Annotated in this window: 20 protein-coding genes; 12 read left to right on the plus strand and 8 right to left on the minus strand. The window is 45.8% G+C overall.

Annotation, left to right across the window (positions count from 1 at the left end):
* Positions 1–5 precede the first annotated feature (5 nt).
* The 3 genes from WC496_10740 to WC496_10750 all read right to left on the minus strand — a co-directional run bounded on the left by WC496_10740 (position 6) and on the right by WC496_10750 (position 4539).
* Positions 6–1400, minus strand: a complete 1395-nt coding sequence (locus WC496_10740; protein ID MFA5293497.1) for a hypothetical protein — start codon at positions 1398–1400, stop codon at positions 6–8.
* A gap of 179 nt (positions 1401–1579) precedes the next feature.
* Complete coding sequence (locus WC496_10745) at positions 1580–2893, minus strand: PAS domain S-box protein (GenBank protein ID MFA5293498.1); 1314 nt, start codon at positions 2891–2893, stop codon at positions 1580–1582.
* Complete coding sequence (locus WC496_10750; protein ID MFA5293499.1) at positions 2821–4539, minus strand: PAS domain-containing protein; 1719 nt, start codon at positions 4537–4539, stop codon at positions 2821–2823. The genes WC496_10745 and WC496_10750 overlap by 73 nt, the downstream gene beginning before the upstream one ends.
* A 786-nt stretch (positions 4540–5325) precedes the next feature.
* On the opposite strand from WC496_10750, the gene WC496_10755 reads away from it, so the two are divergent.
* Positions 5326–5757, plus strand: a complete 432-nt coding sequence (locus tag WC496_10755) for a PEGA domain-containing protein (protein MFA5293500.1) — start codon at positions 5326–5328, stop codon at positions 5755–5757.
* Between the two features lie 105 nt (positions 5758–5862).
* Here the strand turns inward: WC496_10755 and csrA are convergent, their stop codons facing one another.
* The 3 genes from csrA to WC496_10770 all read right to left on the minus strand — a co-directional run bounded on the left by csrA (position 5863) and on the right by WC496_10770 (position 8265).
* Complete coding sequence (gene csrA / locus WC496_10760) at positions 5863–6075, minus strand: carbon storage regulator CsrA (protein MFA5293501.1); 213 nt, start codon at positions 6073–6075, stop codon at positions 5863–5865.
* A 284-nt stretch (positions 6076–6359) separates the two neighbouring features.
* Positions 6360–7244 (minus strand): hypothetical protein, encoded by an 885-nt coding sequence (locus WC496_10765; GenBank protein MFA5293502.1) that lies wholly within the window; start codon positions 7242–7244, stop codon positions 6360–6362.
* Between the two features lie 139 nt (positions 7245–7383).
* The gene (locus tag WC496_10770; protein MFA5293503.1) at positions 7384–8265 is read right to left on the minus strand and encodes a hypothetical protein; all 882 of its coding nucleotides are present in this window, start codon (positions 8263–8265) and stop codon (positions 7384–7386) included.
* 359 nt (positions 8266–8624) lie between these two features.
* Here WC496_10770 and WC496_10775 point away from each other — a divergent pair, with 359 nt between their 5' ends.
* The 9 genes from WC496_10775 (at position 8625) to WC496_10815 (ending at position 16256) form a co-directional block, all read left to right on the plus strand.
* On the plus strand, positions 8625–9305 hold the full coding sequence (locus tag WC496_10775) for an HNH endonuclease (protein MFA5293504.1): 681 nt from the start codon (positions 8625–8627) through the stop codon (positions 9303–9305).
* A 136-nt stretch (positions 9306–9441) separates the two neighbouring features.
* Complete coding sequence (locus WC496_10780) at positions 9442–10023, plus strand: transposase (GenBank protein ID MFA5293505.1); 582 nt, start codon at positions 9442–9444, stop codon at positions 10021–10023.
* Positions 10024–10057: 34 nt separating this feature from the next.
* Positions 10058–10348, plus strand: coding sequence for a hypothetical protein (locus tag WC496_10785; protein MFA5293506.1), 291 nt, complete (start codon positions 10058–10060; stop codon positions 10346–10348).
* A gap of 48 nt (positions 10349–10396) precedes the next feature.
* The gene (gene tmk / locus WC496_10790) at positions 10397–11017 is read left to right on the plus strand and encodes a dTMP kinase (protein ID MFA5293507.1); all 621 of its coding nucleotides are present in this window, start codon (positions 10397–10399) and stop codon (positions 11015–11017) included.
* Between the two features lie 24 nt (positions 11018–11041).
* A complete protein-coding gene (locus WC496_10795; protein MFA5293508.1) occupies positions 11042–11413 on the plus strand; it encodes a four helix bundle protein in 372 nt (123 codons plus the stop codon).
* A gap of 119 nt (positions 11414–11532) precedes the next feature.
* Positions 11533–12615: a DNA polymerase III subunit gene (locus WC496_10800; protein MFA5293509.1), complete on the plus strand. Its 1083-nt coding sequence runs from the start codon at positions 11533–11535 to the stop codon at positions 12613–12615.
* A gap of 39 nt (positions 12616–12654) precedes the next feature.
* The gene (ricT, locus tag WC496_10805; protein MFA5293510.1) at positions 12655–13704 is read left to right on the plus strand and encodes a regulatory iron-sulfur-containing complex subunit RicT; all 1050 of its coding nucleotides are present in this window, start codon (positions 12655–12657) and stop codon (positions 13702–13704) included.
* Positions 13705–15738, plus strand: a complete 2034-nt coding sequence (gene metG, locus WC496_10810) for a methionine--tRNA ligase (protein MFA5293511.1) — start codon at positions 13705–13707, stop codon at positions 15736–15738.
* Positions 15739–15872: 134 nt separating this feature from the next.
* The gene (locus WC496_10815; GenBank protein MFA5293512.1) at positions 15873–16256 is read left to right on the plus strand and encodes a Minf_1886 family protein; all 384 of its coding nucleotides are present in this window, start codon (positions 15873–15875) and stop codon (positions 16254–16256) included.
* 165 nt (positions 16257–16421) lie between these two features.
* Here WC496_10815 and thyX read toward each other — a convergent pair whose 3' ends face one another.
* Positions 16422–17051, minus strand: coding sequence for an FAD-dependent thymidylate synthase (thyX, locus tag WC496_10820; GenBank protein MFA5293513.1), 630 nt, complete (start codon positions 17049–17051; stop codon positions 16422–16424).
* Positions 17052–17115: 64 nt separating this feature from the next.
* Positions 17116–19002 (minus strand): bifunctional homocysteine S-methyltransferase/methylenetetrahydrofolate reductase, encoded by a 1887-nt coding sequence (locus tag WC496_10825; GenBank protein MFA5293514.1) that lies wholly within the window; start codon positions 19000–19002, stop codon positions 17116–17118.
* Positions 19003–19142: 140 nt separating this feature from the next.
* Between WC496_10825 and accB the strand changes: the two genes are divergently transcribed.
* The gene (accB, locus tag WC496_10830; GenBank protein ID MFA5293515.1) at positions 19143–19604 is read left to right on the plus strand and encodes an acetyl-CoA carboxylase biotin carboxyl carrier protein; all 462 of its coding nucleotides are present in this window, start codon (positions 19143–19145) and stop codon (positions 19602–19604) included.
* 28 nt (positions 19605–19632) lie between these two features.
* The gene (gene accC, locus WC496_10835) at positions 19633–20973 is read left to right on the plus strand and encodes an acetyl-CoA carboxylase biotin carboxylase subunit (GenBank protein MFA5293516.1); all 1341 of its coding nucleotides are present in this window, start codon (positions 19633–19635) and stop codon (positions 20971–20973) included.
* The last annotated feature ends 1 nt before the right edge of the window (position 20974 follow it).

A 20974-nucleotide genomic window follows, 5' to 3' on the forward strand; every position in this document is an offset into this window, starting at 1 on the left:
CTCTGTTACTGACCGGGTTTTCTTAACCGGTCAACTCTTAACTTGACATCCTTGTATGAAAAATCGAGCTGCGCTATCCTGCGGTACAATTCCAGGGCCTCGTCCATCTTGCCCTGCTGTTCATACGCTCTTGCCAGATTATACCGCAAATCCTTCGCGGTGTCATTGTCTTTTATTTCATAGGCTTCGATTGCTTCCCTGAAAATATCAGCCGCGTCGTTGAACCACCCCTTGACGAAGAAGCACAAACCTATCTTGTTCATAGCCACAATCTTATGTCTCGGGTCCCTCCGGGCCTCCTGAAAAAACGGAATCGCCTCGTCGTATCGCTGATTTCTTATCAGTCTGACGCCGTATTCGTATTTCAGCCGCAAATCAGTCGGATAATTTTCCATACAAAGCCTGTAGTGCTCAAGTTCCGCTGCCAAAAGCTGTTTCGTGGCGATATCCTGCGATTCCTTCGCCTCCTGAGTCAACTGGCCCGGCTCGGCCGTTCTTGCCAGCCTGACATGCCGACGAAGCATCTTGAGTTTTATCTCGCCTGATTTTTTCTTAAACGTGAAATCCTTCGACTGCTCATAATTCTCGTTCAACAGCGCCATCGCTTCTTCATCGGTCTTATCGGCCTGAAGTTCGCTCAGCGTATCGGCAAGTCTCAACAAATTCTGCGATGTTTTTTTCGCTTCGTATATCTGCCTCGCATCGGCAAGTGCCTGCTGACGAACATCGACGCTTTTTACCGTGGCAAGCTGCGACTGGTGTTTCTCCTGGCTTTCCCTGTCTTTGATGGAATCCCTGAAATCGCCCTGCTGGTCGTATTTTCCCTTCTGCATCGTAAGTCTTGCCGAAAGATTTTTGAATTCGCCCGCCAGCATACCGTCGTCGGGTTTCAATTTGCAGGCATTTCCGCACGCCGATACGGCTTTGGCGTATTCCTCCATAGCCGCATAAGAATCCTTCAATAGCAGAAATGTCTGAAGGCTGGGTTTTTCGGCTGCCCTGTTTGCCTCATAAATCAAATCCGCAATCCAGAGCGCCGTCTTTTTATATCCTCCCGCCACCGCGGCGTTGAGCATCTGTTCGGCGTATGTCAGATTATCAGGGTCCTTCGCCAGCAGAGACTCTGCGTTGAGCATATTTTCCAGTGGGGTTTTGCCGCGGGAACGCTTCATTTTTTCGAGCATCGACGGCTTCTTGCCGCCTTTGCCCTGCCGGACAAGTGCGTTGTATCGCAGGGGTTTATGCCCCTGGTCGACCGCATCCGGCGCACGCTGGAGCCCTTCGACATACAAATCTATTGCATAGTCGAAGTTGTCCGTCGCCGCGACTTCTTCAGCTTCGCTGAAGAAGGCGACCGCCTTGCTCAAATCTCCGGTATTTTCTGTAACTGCTTCTGCCATAACAGGCAAAATCTCTCCATTAGCTTTTCGTTCCAAGGTTCTTATAATAAAACAAGTTATATCTTTTGTCAACAACGAAGAAAGGGAGTAAATCGTACAGAATGCTTCGGCAAACAGTGAAAAATCCGCCAGTTAAGGGTAATTTATGATATATTTATGCTGGTGTTGATGGTTGTTTTTCACACCTGTCCGGCTGTGATATGCGAAGACTCCTCGTTTTTTCGTAATTCTTCTTCCGCCTGCCTTCTCTCGGTAACATCTCTGAAGGTGCCCATAAGATATTTCCTTCCGGATAATACTATAGGCGTTGAGTTGATATCTGCCCAGAAAATACTGCCGTCTTTTCTTTTCACAGGAATATTCTTGGCCAAAACAAACTCTTTTCGCGCCAGTCGGCCAAACTGCTCCTTAACAAATGGCAAATCCTCTTCAGGATGAATCTCCGTAATATTTAAATCCTTAATTTCCTCTGTATCATAACCTAACATTTCGCGAATAGTTTTATTGCCCGTCAGGAAGTTCTTATTCTCTAAATCTGCTATAAGAATTCCATCGGTACTATTCTCGAATATCGTTCTGAACCTCTCCTCGGACTCGTGCAATGTCTTTTCCGCCTGTTTGCGGTCGGTAATATCACGGACTATCGCCTGAATTATAGGGTGCCCTTCGATCTCGATACAGTTAAGCGAGACTTCCGTATCTAATAACGTGCCGTCGAGCCGCATATGTGTCCACTCGAAAAACTGGGGCTTGCCTGCATACGCCGCGCTGATTTTCTCAAGTGCTTTTTCATCTGACCTTCGGCCGTCAGGCTGAGTTTCCGGCGAAAAACGAATCGGGGTTTGACCGACAATCTGCTCCCGCGCAACACCGAACATTTCAAGTGTGCGCTCGTTGCAGTCCGTAAAGTATTCTTTCTCCATCAAAAAAATAGCGTCGTTCGCCTGCTCAAAGAGTGCATGGTACCGTTTATTGTTGTTCAGCAGCGTCTCCTCCGCCTGTTTCTGCTCGGTAACATCATCGTAAATAGCAACCACTTCCCCCGAAGGTAATTTATAAATATAGTTTTCTCTCCAGCCGGAAATCCTCTCGTCCTTGTATAGACCGACCGGAAAACGCTCGGCGACTCCTGTGCGGTATACACGCTGCAATACTTCTAAAATCCCGAATTCCTTTACTCCCGGAAAAACCTCCGTTATTCTTCTTCCTATAATCTGTTTTTTATCTATCTTTTCGATATCCAGAAGGGCCTTGTTGCAGCTATTAAAAATAAAATTCTCCCCGTCTTTTTCAGCCTTATACATCGCCACTGCGCTGCTCATATTCTCAAACAGCCCCCTGAACCTTGCTTCGTTGTCCCTGAGAAATTCTTCCGTCCGCCTCCGTTCGGTAATATCGCGTATTATCCCGACGATGCCGATTATTGCCCGCTGCTGTTGCGGTGGGGAGTGTAAGCGCTGATTATCCAGCCTGTCTTTCCTGTCTTGGGACATCGATACACCGCATCAGGGGTAGATACCTTTTCACCGGCCAGTGCCCGAAGAAGAAGTTTATGTATGCCCTGTTCCCGAAGATGAGGAAATAGCTCCAGCGCGTTTCTGCCGACGACTTCTTCCTTTTTCATCGCGGTCATATTTTCCATGAATGCGTTCCATTCGAGATACCGCAATTGAGTATCGTAAACAACCACGCCTACGCTCGCGTTTGTGATTATCTCCTGGTTAAACCGCAAAGCGTCCTGTAATTGAGTGCTGGATTTCCTGCGAAGTTCCTCCATCAGTTTCCGCCTGGTAATATCTCTTATAAAATGTACTGTTTCGATTATTTTCCCGTCATCATCGAACACAGGATGGGTGGATATTTCCAAATGTTTCCTAAGGGCCTCGTAATAAACTTCTATCGAGGCCGGCTCACCGGTTAACAGAGTTTTTCTCATGGGACAATTCTCAGGCGGTTCCTTGGTCCCGTGTATCAGTTCACAGCATCGCTTGCCGAGAAGTTCTTCCGGCCGTTTCCTGAATACATCCGCAAATGCTTTATTGACCATCTTAAGTTTCAGGTCTTTATCGACAATCGAAACCATATCGCCAATGGCGTCGAACGTCTTATTCCACTCTTTGTTTTCATCATATTTTTGACGGTAAAGGCTCGCGATTCGACGCTTCCAGACAAAACCAACACTTGCTCCTGCGCCAGTCAGCAGAACACCGATGAAAACTATAATCGTCCACTGCCTTTGCTTTAAAGGTGCGTATATTTCAGATTCATCTATCTTGCTGATAAGAAACCACGGCGAATCAGGCACTGCCCGGACATCCGCTATTACCGGCTTGTCCTGGTAATCAAGTCCGCTTACTATGCCTTCGTGCCCCAAAATCGCTTTAGCCGCAGGCAAATCCCCATCCTCTATGGAACGCTTCAGCGTAAGTGCCGGACCTTTTTGAAACTTCAGTTCATTCAAAAATTGAACGCTATTCCCATCCCTGCGGACAAGCAGCGTCTCTGCCGTCATACTCGGTATCGGCCAGTTTTCGATATATGGGTATATACAGTTCTTCGGGTTAATCCGAATCGCTACAACACCTGTCATTTTGCCGCTGCTTTTCTCCAGAATGGGAACAAGAACCTTCAGATAGACCTGCTTGTTTTCTTCGTTCCAGTAAAAATCCTCAAAAGCAATTTGGCCTGACTGTAAAACCTTCGATGTCTCTTCGGAAATATAGGAAACGGGCCGTTCGGCTCCGTCCGGAGGAACTATCATTTTCTTGTGATACTGCCCATCCAGCAGCATCAGTTTGTCATACTGGTAAGCTGACTGAGTATTTCTCAGCCACTCTTTAATCTGCTCTTGCGCATCTGCGTCATTGGCGTTGTTAAAGTACCTGCTTACCAGAGCCGAGAAAGATGTGTTCCTGTAAAAAACTTTGCCGTCTTCCAGGTAGTCCTTCCTGAAATGCGACAGCACCTCCGCTTTCATTTTGCCGATAGCCGACAATTGGTCTTCTATCTCGGCCTTGTATTGTGCCTTGTAATTGAAATAATAGATACAGCCGGCGGTGATTATGCCCGCTGACATTATTACAAATATTGCGACAACTGCACAAGGCAATGCTTTATTTTTGGGGACTAATTTACCCATAACTGAATATCCGCGTTTTACTTCTGCAAAAAATATTTTTGATTTGTGTTATCGTCCCCAAAGGTGCCGTGCTTTATACTAAGTTTTATCGTCTATTTTTATCAGGATTATATTTTCTTAACTGTCTTTCTTCGTAATAAGTTAAATGTTCTTTCTTCCCGTCGTTGGAACTCTTTTTATCAGACCTTTTGCGCAAAAACATTCAATATGTGCCATATTTACACGCCCACGTCCAATAACATCTTACCCCCACAAGCCCGCTAATTTGGTTAGTTTAATATGGTTAGCCCCCGGACCTGCTTGTCCGTCCGTAGATTTATCGAAGGCGGATGCCGGGGGGTTTAAAATTATTCAGCCCAGGAATTTTTATCCGCCGCAAAGGGTGTTGCCGGGATTAGTTTGCTTTAAGGCGAAATCCCTTAGGGATAAAATTTGAAATGATGTGCCGACGTCAAGCTCGCTTGTAAGTAAGGCACACGTTTTAAATTTTATAGTGTTCGTAGAACACCGCCTTAAAGCAATAGCTCTGTGCTCTCTGTGAACTCTGTGGCTAATAAAACTATGTCTATCCGCGTTAATCTGTGTCTAAATCCTCTGTGGCTCGGTGGTGAAATTAATTGGTGATTCGTGGTTAAAAACAAGCCCCGTCAAAAGGCGGCTCCTCAATTTAACATTAAAAAATAAAAACTAAAAATTATCTTCGTGCCTTAGTGACTTAGTGCCTATTGACAATCCTTGCTGTTTAGCCGATAATCAGCTTCTTAAAGTTTAATTTAGGAGATGATTATGTCAGTAAGGAAACTGTCCGCTATTGCACTGATGGCCTTTTTCGGCCTGATTTGTTTATGTTCCGGCTGTGTCGAAAGAAAGCTTACCATAACAACCGAACCTTCCGGCGCTCTCGTCTCGCTAAACGATGAGCAAATCGGAACATCGCCTGTTACCGTTGGTTTCGAATGGTATGGCGATTACAGCGTCAGCATTTCGAAGGATGGCTATCAAACCTTAAAAACTCACAGGGACCTCAAGCGTCCGTTGCGTGACAGGTTTCCATTTGATTTATTTGACGATATATTCAGCAAAAGAATTGACGAATACAGTTGGTCGTTCAAGCTCGACGCTTCTAAGCCGCAGGACAAGGACAAGCTTGTGGACGATGCTATGAAGATGCAGAAGCAAACTGCTGAAGAGTTAGCAAAACCGGTCAGGACAAAATAAACTTCCGGTTCTATCGGGTATTTCTAATAGGGCATAAAAACAAAAAAGGCCGTTTTACCACGGCCTTTTCTTTTGCTGTTCGTTCCCAGGTCCTTGTAGGGGATTTTAGCTTGGTGACGGCTCAGGATGATTTTTCACAGGTTTTTGACCTGCTTTTTCTTCCTGAATAGCCACATATACTTCTTTTCTGTGAACGGATATTGTCTTGGGCGCGGTGATGCCAAGTCGAACCTTGTCGCCCCGTACGTCAACGATGACGATCTCCACATCGTCGCCAATCATTATCGACTCATTTCTCTGTCTGCTAAGTACCAACATTTCCCGGCACTCCTTTCTGCGGTTCCAGGATGTATTCCTGTCTTATATACTACGAAAAATCCCGAGCCTCTGTTTAACTCCCGGGACGGATAAACCTGATATTTTTTGTTCTAAAAGATCCATTATCCAACAGCTCATTATCCAAAATGCTGTCCTCTGTATCATTTCGGCAATTAAGACAAGGGTAAATACTAATTTTTTATCTTTTTTTTAAAGTTTAGATATGAATATAAGTGGTTTGAAATGAAAGGCTTATGCGTGATAAATGCGTTAGGACCTATAACTCAGCTCTCGTAAAGCCGCCAAATGCGATACCTGACAGCCAGCCAATACCCCCAAACAGCCCCAATACAACCAAAGGCGACCATTTGAATCGGCAAAACCGAAGCCACCGGCTTGATAAAAAAGACCGCCGGGAAGGTATTAACAAGATATTCCATAGCAGATTTTTGACTGTAAATAACTGTAGAAACAAAACTTAACACTGCCGAGGCCGCCCCAGACCATAAAAACGATGCGCCCATAAAGAGTTTGGCTAAAAACCCGCAAGACATAAAGGCAATCGTAACACCAAAGGCTATCTGAAGATTCGCCGGCTGGCCCGCTACCCGTCCCAATTTGGAATCGGGATAACTTATATCGCCGGCAAAAATATTGATAAGCAAATTCCCGACAATGACCGTACCAACAACCGCAATTAAAATCGCCAGCGCCGGCGGCATCTTGAAATGAGCATCATATTTGTCCGGCAGCTCAACAGGCTTTCTCCTGAGCAGCTTATCGGCGGCCAAAGCACCGGCTAAACAACAGCCCGCCATTACCAGCCAGACGAACGCCTCGAACCGAAGCGCCGAATATGCCGTTAACCTGTCCTGTACGGCAGGGGCGGCCTGAAAGAGCGTTGACATCGCAGCGCTTTTCAATCCCCAATACGCCATACCGGCAGGGGCGGCAAGGATTCCTATCTGTGCGCCGTAAGGCGTGCAAAGTGCCGAAGCGATGAAACCGGCGGCAAGTGAAAGGAAAGCAAAAATCAGTAAATCCTGTGCGCTGACAGCTCCGTTTAGAATCGCGAAAACGCCGGCGGCAGGGGGACTGATTCGAGAGGCAGGCAAAAGGCCGAGCAGTACAACGCCGATTGCAAATGCCGCGATGATTCTAATTCTCATTAACCAGGATAGTTCCATAGGCAGGTATTTTAGCCGCTAAGGCACAAAGACACAAAGCGAATTTTGAATTTTTAATTCTTAATTTTTAATTGAGGAGTCCGCCTTTGGCGGATAAATCTCGTGAATCGTCCCGATACGGTTAATCCTGAGTGTTTGCCTCCGGCTTTAGATTTTTGGCCTTTGGGAACGTAAAGGTTTCTGCTTCCCTGAATAGAGAACTGCCGAAATCGAGCATCGTATCGTTGCCCAATTTGTCAATCTCAAGAGGATTTATAAAGAAATTGGCGACTGTCGCTTTTATGCTTCCCCAGAGTCCGTTTGCATCGGCATCGGCGGAATAGAGCGACGATATCGCGATATCCATTCTCGGATTGTCCACGCTCGGGCCAAATGTAAGAGTATCGACGCGGGCGACTATTTCATTGTAACAGTTTTCGTATTTGTACTGTCCGTTTACACATTTGACGCTGTACAGGCCGACTGTAACGGGGCTGGTGCAGCCTTTGTCGTTGAAATGAACTTTCACTTCTGTCGCGGTCGCTTTTCCGTTTTCGATTTTTCCCGTAATTTCTATCCAGCCGAAACCTTCGCCCTCGAATTTGATATAGCCGAGAATATTTTTAAGAGGCGCATCTTTCGCCAGGCCGTTGGTATTTCTTGCAATCATACCGGCCGGGTCGAATACGTTTTTGTAGGAGCCGCTTCCGCGCATCTCGAATTCGCCGCGGACGTAAAAATATTTCGAATCGGATTTCCTGTCGCAGCAAATCAGGCCGGAAGTCTGCTTGTTGTCTTCACTGACCTCGATGCTGACCAGTGTCGGCGATATCAGCGGGACAAAGTACATAAAGTCGGGCGTGGAATTTACCAGGGCACCGTCTTTTTCGCATTTCAGGATGACCATCGGGCCGTTTGTGTCGTCCTGCGGCCTTGACATAGTCTGCACCGGCTGATTACTCATAGCCGGCGCCATCGAGGCGATGCAGAACAGCAAAAGTAAGCTTGTGATTTTTGTCTTCATCTTCTACCCTGATTTTGATAACGGTTTAATGGCGGGCAGTTTACAGTAAAAATTGAAAAATTGAAAGGGAAAAATAGGTGGGTGTTACGGCCTTAAAAAGTAAAGGGAAAATCCTGTTAAAAAACTCCACCTGTCTTGTCCGAATAGTCAAAAACGCGCATAAAAAAACTTGCGCAAATGTGAAAAATAAGATTTTTTCAAAATTTTTAACTTCAAATTAAATAAGCACTTATAAATTCAGGTCAAAAAAATTTTGCGAAAAGTTCGTCAAAAGCGCGCAAGTTTTTATGTAATACGGAGGGACTTATATATATCAAAAATTAGCGTCTTAGTGCCTTGGTGGCTATCAGGAGTTTATTATGTCAAAACTAAGCGGTATCGATTACCTGATGTTCAAGATTCGCGGCAGAATTGTAAAAGTTGACCCCGACATCTATTACAAAATCAGAAATCCCGGCCATGAAGAGCCCAGGAAAAAATATAACGGCGATATCAAAGTACTAACCATTTCCAGCGCAGGCTATCCGGTACTTATCATCGGAACCAAGCCCTGCAGGCATCTTCAATTATCCCGATTTGTAATGAACGCCGAAAAAGGCGAGATTGTTGACCATATAAACGGCGACCCGCTCGACAATCGCAGGAAAAATCTACGCATCGTAAATTCAAGGCAAAATAATCTAAACAGAAGAGTTAAAAGCAAGACAGGATTTTTCGGCGTTTACCTTAGACACTGGAGAGAACGTACTTACTGCTACTCACAATTTCATGCCAAAGACGGAAAACTGCTGTTCTTTCATCTGCCGGATAATCCGCATAACCGGATACTTGCGGCATTTGCACGCGATAAATTCATATTACAGGAAGGAGAAGAAGAATACGCACCGCTGAATTTTCCATGTTTTAAATTTGAGCCGTTCAGGAGTTTTCTATTGGAAGAGGATTTGAAAAAATATAAAAAGAACAGGGGACCGGATGACACATTAGCCCCCGCCGCTCGAGGCGGGGTTTTTAGGCAGTTAACCATTAATTTTGATTAAACAACAAAATTTTCATTTTTTTCTTGTTTTTGGGGCAATTAGCGACAAATTTATAAGGTTAACGCCCGGCATTATGGAAACGGATAATTTTAAAAACCCGGCCTCGAGCGGCCGGGGCTAAAAAAAAGGAAACATAATGATAATCGCCTATCATATTGTTTTTACAACTTACGGCACATGGCTGCCAAATGATCCAAGAGGTTCGTTTTCAAAACAAATATACAATCAAAAACTGGCAATAGTCGCACCAATAAAATACGGCAGGCAAGAAGATTTACCAAATAAAGGAGACCTAAGAAATTTCTGGACGGAAGCATCAGGACAAATAAAACGTAAATCCTACTTCATAGATGAGAACGCAAGACAAGTAATTGCCAATTCATTTTCCAAAACAATTAAAGGATACAATTTAATAGTGCCGGCCTGCGCAATAATGAATGACCATATTCATATACTTGTTCTAAGCACAAAATATAAGATAGGATTTATTGTCAATCAGCTAAAAAGTACTGCCACGAAAAATCTAAATCTCAAGGATACCCCATGGACAGAAGGATACTGGAAAGTATTTATATATAACCGAGGAAACATTACAATCTGCAATAAAATACATCAATTCAAATCCTGTTTCTGCCGGGATGCCTCAACAGCATTGGGACTTTATTCGTTCAAATTTGAGTTGATACCCCGCCTCGAGCGGCGTTGTGGAAACGGATAATTCAAAACCCGGCCTCGAGCGGCCGGGGCTAACAGTGTGCAAACATTTGACAATCAATATCAATCAGGTAAACTGCCGGAGAATTATGACAAACGATGGAACAGAAAGAAATCTCGGCCCGCAGCCGATTGCCGACCTTATGGCCAGGCACAAATTAAAACCGCACGACCTTGTCGCGGCTTCGACGCAGCAGCTTACGCATAAAATGGTTGCCAGAGCCTGCAAAGGCAGAAAACTTACCGACAAGAGCAGGTACAAGGTTCTAACCGCCCTAAACCTTGCCGCCAAAAAGAACTACACGCTAAGCGATCTTTTTAACTACTAACGACAGTCTCTTGCTAATTGGCCGTAATTGCTGTATTCTAATCCGATTATGATTAAGAATTTGAAATCGCGTTTTATCGTTCTCGATGGCCCTGACGGCTGCGGAAAAAGCTCACAGGTTAAGCTTCTTGCCGAATTTCTGAAAAAACAAAAGCTGAAGGTTTCCTGTTTCCGCGACCCCGGCTCAACGCCCACCGGCGAAAAAATCCGAAAAATTCTGCTCGACCCGAAAAATCATATCGGCGACAGGGCGGAACTATTGCTTTATATGGCCAGCCGTGCGCAGCTCTGGGATGAATGTATCGCGCCTGCGCTGAAGAAGAAAAATTGCGTAGTGCTTGACCGCTGGCTGTCGAGTACCTGCGCGTATCAGGGTTTTGCCGGCGGGCTGGGAATCGCTAAGGTTCTCGATATCGCAGAGCATTCGCTCGAAAGAGTTTGGCCGGATTTGACGATTATTCTCGATGTTGACCTTAAAACCTCGAGGGTCAGAATGAATCGCGGCCTTGACAGGATGGAGCAAAAGGCGGCGGTTTATCATAAAAAAGTCAGGGCAGGATTTATCGAGCTTGCCGAGTGCCGCGATGACATCGTCGTAATTGACGCGAGGGACGATATAAAAGCGGTGCATAAGAAAGTAATCCAGATTATACAGTCGTTTTTTAAGTAAATAAATTAAATATCAAAAATTAAAATGCAAAATGACAAATCAAAATTTAAAACGGAGTTTAAAAGCAGGCTTTATAAGTTTGCGCTTCGTCTGATTGAGTTTCTTGACCATTTGCCTTCCGATAACGTGTCAAGACGCTTGGGCGACCAGTTGCTTCGAAGCGGCACAAGTATCATTGGAAATTATATTGAGGGTCAGGCGGCCAGCAGTAAAAAAGATTTTATTAACTATTTTAATATATCGTTAAAATCAGCTAATGAAAGTAAACTTTGGCTGGCTCTTCTGCGCGACAGCAAAAGAGCTGATTCCAAAGATGTTGAGTGGTTTCTGAGTGAATTAAATGAAATAAGTAAAATTTTCGCATCCAGTATATTAACGCTCAAAGGCAGAAAATAATTTTGAATTTTTATATGTCATTTTGATTTTTGCACTTTGATTTTTAATATAAGAACATAAAAATGCCAAAGTAAATGGCAGGATGATAACTTGCAAAGTAAATTAAATTTAAAGAACTAATGAACTTATCCGATATATTCTGCCAGGATAATGCTGTTAATACACTGACTCGCGCGTTTGACACGGGCAGAATTCCGCACGCATATATATTCGAGGGCATTGACGGGGTCGGTAAATATACGACCGCTTTCGCATGGTCGAAACTTCTGCTTTGCAAATCGCCTGTAAAAAACCAGGCCTGCGGCAAATGCCTTTCGTGCGTCGCTATAGATTCGGATTCTCATCCAGATTTTCATCACGTTTACAAAGAACTGATTAAGCTCAATAAGGACGCTAATAAAAGAAAAAGACAGGCGATAGACCTGCCGGTAGATGTTATTCGTGATTTTCTTGTCGAAAAGGTTCAGTTAAAGCCGACGCTTTCAGCGTCAAAGGTTTTTGTCGTGAGCGAGGCCGAGAAATTGAATCCCGAGAGTCAGAATTTACTTTTGAAGACTCTCGAGGAGCCGCCGGATAAGAGTTTTATCATATTGCTGTGCACAAAACTTGATAATCTTTTGCCGACTACGAAATCGCGGTGTCAGGTTGTTCATTTCGGTCCTTTGGACGAAGAAAAGATAATTGAAAAACTTTCAGGCGGGCAAGAATCTAAATTCTGGGCAAGACTGACCGGCGGGAGTCTGGGCCAGTCTGAGCTTTTCACAAAGTTTGAGCCATCGTTTTACGGGATTAAAAAAGAATTTCTTAATCGATTCTCCAAATTTCAGACTGCCGATTGTGTGGATTTTGCGCAATGGATAAATTCGACCGCTTCGGACCTGGCGGCATCGTGGCAGAAGCTCAGGGCCGATACGAGTAAATCCGATTTGAGCAGGCAGGCGAAAAAACTGTTTATTTCAGTGCTTATTTCTGCTTTTGTCGATGCGATGAAGATTTCATTTGCCCCTGCGGAGAAAATGACGAATTTCGACCAGCCCGGCCAGGTAAAGCTTCTTGTTGACAGGTTCGGACAGGAAGGCTGTGCCGAGAGAATTGACTGCTGTTACGAAGCTATTCGGTTTATTGACGCATCGGTCAATGAAAAGCTTGTTTTTGAGCATTTGTTGCTGAGTTGCGTCGATTCTGGTATAATAAAGGTTTGATAAATATATATTTAATGATTTTATCCTTTTTAGGTAAATATGAACGATAATACCGATGATATAAAATCCAAGCCGAGCCATCATCCGGCGGAAAAGAAAATGCTTGTCCGCTACGGAAAAACCAGCCTTACCGGCTGGTTTGCGCACGATGAAAAAAATATACCCAAGGCCCAGAGCAAGGTAATGATAAAGACCGAGCGAGGTCTTGAAATCGGCGAGGTGGTCGGGAAGTTCTGCTATAAGGCCGGTGCTTTTAAAAAGAGCGAGGAATCCGTTATCGATTATTACGAAGTGGGGCCGGCTGAATGTCCGGTAACGGTCGGCGGCAGGTTTGTCCGTTATGCTACTGAGCAGGACCTCAGCGAAGAGCATCATATCAATATCGGCGCAAAGGAAGAGCTTGCCAAGTGCAAGCAGGTTATAAACGAATTGAATTTACCGATGAAGCTTGTCGACATCGAACACATTTTCGGCGGCGAGCGGATAATCTTTTATTTCACATCTGAGACTCGGATTGATTTTCGTGAGCTTGTCAAGAGACTGGCCAAGGAGTTTCAGACCCGCATTGAAATGCGGCAGGTCGGCTCCCGCGACGCCGCCAAAATTGCCGCCGACATCGAAGTATGTGGGCAGCATTGTTGCTGTCAAAGGTTTTTGAAGATTTTGAAGCCGGTGAATATGAAGATGGCGAAGCTGCAGAAGGCGACGCTGGACCCGGCAAAGATAAGCGGATACTGCGGACGACTGAAATGCTGCCTTCGATATGAAGACCACACATATAGAGATCTCGTCAAGCGACTGCCAAGAAAACGAACGCGAGTAAAAACATCCCAGGGCGAAGGTACCGTAGTCGATGCACAAATCCTTACACAGCTTGTCTGTATAAGAACCGACGACGGAAAGGTATTTGCCGTGCCGGTAGAAGAAGTAGAAGTTCTTGGGCCGCCAAGGCCGGCAGATTCGGGCAGCCGCGACGAAGCCGATTTCGATGATTATGACGAAAAATCGGACCCGAAGCAGGATGCCGATAAAGATATCGACGAAGAACCAATACGGGACGATAACCCCGACGCACAACCGGAGCAATAGATGAGCAGAAAGATTATTGTTACCTCCGCACTTCCGTACGCAAACGGCCCAATTCATATAGGACATCTCGTAGAATATCTGCAAACAGATATATGGGTGCGATTCCAAAAGGCAAACGGCAATCAATGCCTGTATTTTTGCGCCGACGATACGCACGGCACGCCGATAATGATAAGCGCGCGGGCGGAAGGAATCGAGCCGGAGCAATTAATAAAAAGAGTTTACGGCGAACATACGAAAGATTTCGCAAAGTTTCATATAAAATTCGATAATTATTATTCCACACATTCGGATGAAAATAAGGAATTAAGCTCGCTGATTTTCAATCACCTTAAGGAAAAAGGCTCGATTGTAAAAGGCGAAATCGAACAGGCCTTCTGCGAACAATGCAAGATGTTTCTGCCCGACAGATTCATTCGCGGGATTTGTCCGAAATGCAAAGCTGAAAATCAGTACGGCGATTCGTGCGATACCTGCGGGGCGACATACCAGCCGACAGATTTAATAAATCCGGTATGCTCGAACTGCGGGACAAAGCCGGTAATCAAAAAAAGCATTCATTACTTTTTCAGGCTGGCCGACTATCAGCAAAAACTTAAAGATTTGATGGCATCGGGATATACGGGCAAAAGCGTAGCGAATAAACTCAACGAGTGGTTCGACGCGGGGCTGAAAGACTGGGATATATCGAGAGACGGGCCATACTTCGGGTTCAAAATACCCGGCGAAGAAAATAAATTCTTCTACGTCTGGCTCGATGCGCCAATCGGTTATATGGCGAGCTGCAAAAATTACTGCGATAAAAACGGGCTGGACTTCGATAAGGTCTGGAACGGCGGCGAATACGAACTCTATCACTTCATCGGCAAGGACATTATGTATTTCCACGCTTTGTTCTGGCCTGCAATGCTGATGGGAAGCGGATACAAAGTCGCAAAGAGACTTTTCGTGCACGGATTCCTTACTGTCAACGGCGTAAAGATGAGCAAATCTAAGGGGACGTTTATCAAAGCCGCGACTTACGCAAAACACCTTGACGCGGAATTTCTGCGGTATTATTACGCGAGCAAATTGACCGAAGGCGTCGACGATATCGATTTGAACCTCGAAGATTTTGTCGCGAAGGTAAATTCAGACCTCGTCGGCAAACTTGCGAACCTTGCGAGCAGGTCGGTGCCGATGCTGACAGGCAAACTGGGCGGAATGCTCGGAACGATTGATGCAGCGGGCAAGGAATTGATTAATCAGATTGCCGCGGCAAAACAGCAGATAATAAACGATTATGAAAATCTCGATTACGCATCGGTTATACGACAGATTTCGGCCCTTGCGGATATCGCGAATAAATACGTCGAGCAAAGCCAGCCGTGGGCGATGATAAAAACAGACGCGGAAAAAACACGCACGATACTCACGGTTATTTTAAATGCAGTTAAGATTCTTGCGATATATCTAAAGCCGGTACTGCCGGTGTTTGTCGAAAAGATTGAAAAAATACTCGGCGTTGGGGCATTGTCGTTCGCTGATGTCGAAACGTTACTGGAAAATAAAAAGGTAAACGAATATATAAGACTTGCAGAAAGAGTTGATAAGGATAAGGTACAAGCTATGTTAGAAGAAAGTAAAAATGAATCCGCCGACGCTAAAGCTATGGCGGACGGGTCGGCAGAACAAAAACCGGCAGTTACACTCGATGAGCCAATGGAGGCGGAATGTACGATTGACGATTTCAAGAAGGTAGACCTGCGGGTGGCAAAAGTCGTAAAGGCCGAAAAGGTCGAAGGCGCAGATAAACTGCTGCGCCTTGAGCTGGATATAGGCGGGATAACGAAGAATGTTTTCGCAGGGATTGCAAAGGCATATCAGCCGGAGCAGCTTGTCGGCAGATTAGTTATCTGCTGTGCGAATCTGCAGCCTCGAAAGATGAAGTTTGGAGTATCGGAAGGAATGATTCTCGCGGCAGGGCCGGGCGGAAAAGAAATATTTATGCTCGGAATAGATTCGGGAGCGAAGCCTGGACAGAGAATACATTGATTGAAAATTGAAGAATGAAGATTGAAGATTTGCGGAACCCCTAAGGGGAGTTGTTTTAATTTTCACCACAGAGGGCACCCGCCTTCGCCAAGGCTACGGACGGGCAGACAGAGAATACAGAGATAAAAAATATAATGAAAAAGAGTATACAGGAAATTGCGAGGCTTGACGGGAGATATTCGCTGCGGGCGTTTCAGTTCGTTAACGAAGGGCTGGGATTTACCGTGAAAAAATTTCACAGCCTTGATATAGAAGAATCCGGTACGCATCATGTAACAGGCAAACAACTGTGCGAGGGCCTTGCCGAATTTGCCACTAATAAATGGGGCAGGATGGCAAAGGTTACGCTGAATCAGCTCGGTATAAAATCCACGAGAGATTTCGGCAATATCGTTTACCTGATGGTCGAAAATAAATGGATGCACGCACGGCCGGAAGATACGATTGAGGAATTCGATAATGTTTATGATTTCGAGGAAGTTTTCGAGAAGAATTATCAGTTTAGTTCTGGAAAATAGGAACACGAATTTTTTAATCACAGATAGCTATACCACAAGTTACGCTGATTTTTTTGATTTAAAGGTATCTCTAATAATTCGGGGAATTGAGATTGCTTCGTCCACCTTAGGCGTCCTCGCAATGACAAAACTACCTCCCGGCACAGGTCCGGGGGCTAAACAAAATTATTGTGCATCGTCGGAATGTTCTTTTCCGATTTTGATATCGCTGAAACAATCGGGGGCGTGTTTTTTCAGGATTTTGAATATTTCAGTACAGACGATTCTGATTTCCCATTGTGCCTTTGGGCTCGTGCGGATTTTTATAATGTGCCGCCATTCCCTTAGATTTGCCGTTACCACAATCTCGCTCGTACAGGCGTTGGGCAGGACAAACCGGGCATCCTCCCGTTTCAGGCCTTTATCCCGCCATTTTTTGTACATCAGCCTGATTGTTTCCATATCGTTCTGAAATTCTTCGATGTGCTCTTTCGGCAAAGTCTCAGGAATTACAAAATGAAAATTTTCCTCATCGACATATCGTTGCGACTGCTGAGAAACGCTCATCAATCTATGACGGACGAGCTGGTGCGTCATCGCGCGGGAACAGTTTTCGATTCGAAATGTCGCGCAGGCGTGCTCAAGAGGAGAATCGTGTCCCATTTTTATTAGTCTCTGTATGAAATCGCTTGCGGAATTTGCGCCGATTTTATCGAAACTCAGATAGCACGTTCTGCCTGCCTCTTCGATGAGTTTTTCGGCGTCTGGCGTAATCGCAAGCAATGTGACTTTTAGTTGATTATTATTTTCGTTCATTTAAATAACCGCTCATTTACATTCGCGGCTCTGAACCCCGCCATAGTAATGGCGGGGCTAACCGCTAAATTTTTTCGATATCGATTTTTCCGGCGGCGGCAAGAGCCATATTAACGTTTCCGAACGGCGCGCTTATCGCAAAGCCGCCGACTACATCGCTTATTTTATCCATCAATTCCATAGCAATTCGGACGCCTTCTTTTCGGCCGTCGCGGCCGTCTTTGGTTTTGCTCATACGCTTCAAAATTTCAGCGGGCACGACAACGCCGGGGACCTCATTGGCCATAAATTCGGCGTTTTTATAATTTGTAAAGGGCCATATGCCCGCGATTACGGGAATTTTACAGTCTTTTGTCAGTTCGAGAAATTTGAATAAACTTTTTTCATCGAAGACCGGCTGGGTTATCGCAAATTCTGCGCCGGCCTCGACTTTCTTTTTGTACCGGCCGATTTCTCTTTCCAAATCTGAAGCGACGGGGTTTGCGCCAACTCCGACAACGAGCGATGTCGGAACGGGCAGGGCGTTGCCGGCGATATCGATGCCGCAATTGAGATTGCTTACGACTTTAGTCAGGGTAATCGAATCGAGGTCGAAGACCGCTGTCGCATCGGGATAGTCGCCCAGCTTTGGCGGGTCGCCGGTGATTATCAGGACATTTTTCAAATCAATCGCCTGTATGCCGAGCAGGTCGGACTGCATCGCGATTATGTTCCTGTCACGGCAGCAGAAATGCAGCAACGTTTCGATATTGCAGAGCTGATTTATTTTTATCGCTGTTATCATTGCGCTAAGACGCGAGCTTGCGCGCGGGCCGTCGGGAATATTGACGGCGTCAATTCCGTATTTTTCGCAAAGTTTTACTTTTTCGATAAGGCCTGAAACGTCGATTCCTTTCGGAGGCGAAATTTCTACGGTATAAATTTTTTCTCTGGTTGACAATTTTGCGCCGAGTTTCGATTTATTTTTCAGTTCGACTGGCTTTTGCCTGACGGCCTGTTTGGGCTGCGGCTTTATCTCAATCACTGCGAAGCTCGAATCGGCTTTGTGGAGCGGCCTGACGGTTTTAACCATTTGCTTTATATGCTCCGGTGTTGTTCCGCAGCAGCCGCCGAGGATTTTGGCGCCTTTTTCGTAAAAACGTTTGGCGTATTCTGCCATATATTCCGGCGTGCACATATAAACGGTTCTGCCGTCGATATTATGCGGCAGGCCGGCGTTGGGCTGGAGGGATATCGGTTTTGTCGTTATTTTTTTTATAAGCTCGAGGCTTTCGAGCATCGCGGCGGGGCCGATGGAACAATTCAATCCCACGGCGGCAACCTGCGGGAACTCGGCGAGTTTGGCAAAGGCCAAATCAATTTTGTCGCCGTAGAGCGTTTCGTTGTTTTCGTTTATCGCCATTTGCGCGACAATCTCAAGGCCGCACGTTTTTACCGCGCAATTTATCGCGATTAGTAATTCTTTCAGATTGGTAAAAGTTTCGAAGAGCAGGAAATCCGCGCCGGCCCGGGCCAGAGCGCTAATCTGGTTTGTGAAGGCGTCGATTATTTCTTTTTCACTTATCAGGCTGCCCTGGGCGATATCGAAACCGAGCGGGCCGATGGAACCTGCGACAAGAATTGTTTTCCCATCGCTTACGCTCCGGGCTCTGTTAGCGGCGGATTGTTTTGCGATTTTTACGGCAGCGGTATTAATCTGAGCGGTTTTTTCAGCAAGGCCGAACCTTGCGAGCCTGAATTCGTTTGCGCCGTAAGAGTTTGTTTCTATAAAGTCGCTGCCCGCTGAGATATACGAATCGTGAATTTGGCCGATTAGTTTGGGATTTGTAATGTTAAGCTCTTCGAAGCAGGTATTTATAAATACCCCTTTGGAATAGAGCATTGTGCCCATCGCACCGTCGGCAAAGACGATTTGTTTGCTTAAAATTTCAGTTAATTTCTTCTCTGACATTATCTTCCTGTTAATTGTAATTTTCCGATTATACACATATACCGGAAAAGTTCAAATCCTGACTGTTTTAATTTTCATTTGCAAAAATACCCGTTTTTACTATACTTGGCTGGAATTAAACCCTTCTAAAGGACTCGATAATGGGCGACGAAAAAAAGAACGATTTGAAGAAAGTCAAGGAACTCGTTGATCTTATGATAGAAAACGACCTTGTGGAGGTTGAGATTGTCGACGGCGACAGCAAAATACACCTCAAACGTCCCGGCCATTCGCAACCGATGCAGGCTATGGCTCCGATGCATATTATGGCACCTGCCGCGGCGTCTGCCGCAGGTTCGGCTGTGCCGGCCGCTGACGATAAACTCGTTGATATTAAATCGCCAATAATCGGCACCTTTTATGCCGCGCCAAGTCCGGATTCGGCGCCTTACGTGAAAGTCGGCGACCATGTAACGCCTGATACGGTGGTATGCATCATCGAGGCGATGAAAGTAATGAACGAAATAAAGGCTGAAACCACCGGCACAATCGAAAAGGTTATGATAGCCAACGGTCAGGTAGTCGAATTCGGCCAGGTAATTTTCAAGGTCAGGCCGGATTAACCGGTGCTGATTTTCTTCAGGGAAATTCATGTTTTCAAGAATCCTAATAGCCAATAGAGGCGAAATAGCATTAAGAATAATTCGTGCCTGTCGCGAACTCGGCATCGAAGCGGTGGTTGTCTATTCCGAGGCGGACAGGGGCGCTTCATACCTCGAGCTTGCCGACCAGGCAATCTGTATCGGTCCTGCGAGTCCGGCCCAAAGCTATCTTAATATTCCGGCGATAATGAGCGCTGCCGAGGTTGCCGATGTCGAGGCTATTCATCCCGGCTACGGCTTTCTCGCGGAGAACGCGCACTTTGCCCAGATATGTGCCGACTGCGGCATAACTTTTATAGGGCCCAGGCCTGAGTCGATGCAAATGCTCGGCGATAAAGTCGCGGCCAGAGACCTTGCGAAAAAAGCGCACGTTCCTGTTGTGCCCGGCTCGGACGGCGAGATAAAAAACGAAAACGAAGCAATCAAACTCGCAAATAAAATAGGTTATCCCGTCATCGTAAAGGCGGCGGCGGGCGGCGGCGGAAGAGGAATGAGAGTCGCCCATAACGATATAAGCCTGCGAAACGCTTTCGCTACGGCAAAGACCGAAGCTGAGGCGGCATTCAAGAACGGGACTGTCTATCTGGAAAAATATGTCGTCGAACCGCGGCATGTCGAGGTGCAGATTATGGCCGATAAGGCCGGCAATACACTGCATTTCTTCGAACGCGATTGTTCCATCCAGCGAAGACATCAGAAATTGATTGAAGAATCGCCTTGCCCGGTGCTTGACGAACGCACCCGTGAAGAATTATGCAAGTCGGCTCTTAAAGTGATAAAAGAGGCGCGTTATGAAAATGCGGCTACTGTCGAGTTTCTGCTCGACCGCGACAAAAGATTTTACTTTATCGAAGTCAATACGAGAATCCAGGTCGAACATCCGGTTACGGAAATGGTTACGGGAATAGACCTGATAAAGATGCAGCTTAAAGTCGCCGGCGGCCAGAATATTAATCTTCGCCAGAAGGATATCGAACACCGCGGCGTCGCAATAGAATGCCGTATTAACGCCGAAGATCCGGACCGCAATTTTTCGCCATGTCCGGGAAGAGTCGATAAATTCATTCTGCCCGGCGGAATGGGTGTAAGGGTCGATACACATCTTTTTCAGGGCGCGATGGTTTCACCTCATTACGATTCAATGGTCGCAAAACTGATTGTTCATCGGCCGACAAGGGAAGAAGCGATAATAACGATGAAACGCGCTTTGGGCGAATTCAGAATCGGGCCAATTAAGACCACAATCCCGGCCTGCTTAAAAATCCTCTCGCATAATCTGTACCTGCAGAACAAAGTCGATACGAGCTTTGTCGAGCAGCATCTTTCATAAC

It is taken from the genome of Phycisphaerae bacterium (genome assembly GCA_041652575.1).
GTDB lineage: Bacteria > Planctomycetota > Phycisphaerae > Sedimentisphaerales > UBA12454 > UBA12454.